Source organism: Methanohalophilus sp. WG1-DM, from assembly GCF_004104135.1.
Lineage (GTDB): Archaea > Halobacteriota > Methanosarcinia > Methanosarcinales > Methanosarcinaceae > Methanohalophilus > Methanohalophilus euhalobius.
The window spans coordinates 1-737 of the sequence record NZ_RRBA01000039.1; the positions used below are offsets into that span (position 1 = coordinate 1).

The following is a 737-nucleotide window of genomic DNA, read 5'->3' on the forward strand; positions in this document are numbered from 1 at the left end:
GAATGGATTAATCGGGAGGAAGTCCTTGATATTTTTACTCTTCCTGAATTCAGTGAAAGAACTCTGTACAGGGTTCTTGAAACCCTGGGAAATAATCGTGAAACGATTATTTCCGATATCCAGGATAAACTGTTTGAAAGATACGATTTCGAACATACCAATATCAACATGGACTGGACCAGTATCGTATTACATGGTGATAAATCACCACTGGGTAAGCATGGATACAGTCGTGACCACAGGCCAGATAAGAAACAGGTCACACTGGGCATAAGTGAACTTGCTGATCCCATCAATGTTCCTGTGGGTATCACAGTGGAAGAGGGGAATGTGAATGATCAGAAACATTTCAAGAAAACGTATCAACAGGTTAACAGAAGACTGGAAGAGGGTTCTCTTGTAGTTTTTGATAAAGGAGCTCATAGTGTAGACAACACTTCCCTGATAAGAGAAGATGAGATGCATTATCTGACTGCAAGGAAACTGAACAAAAGTGATGATAAGAAAATAGCTACGTTCTGGGAATCGTCTCCTGAATTGATTAATGCAAAGAATGGAATATACGGGATCAAGATAGTAAAACCAAGTAGTGTCAACTACTTCTATTTTTCAAAGAAATTGCAGAAGGAACAACTTGATTCCAGAGCAAGAAAGGTTATGAGGCAGATAAAACAGGCAAAAGATATACAGAAATCCATTGATAAGAATAAGAAACTGCCCAAGAGATTCAGGATCAA

The 737-nt window shown here is 38.7% G+C and carries 1 protein-coding gene; it reads left to right on the forward strand.

Features of this window, described 5'->3' with window-relative positions; translation table 11 throughout:
- On the forward strand, positions 1-737 hold a 737-nt coding region (locus CI957_RS10320; protein WP_164909096.1), incomplete at both ends, for a transposase.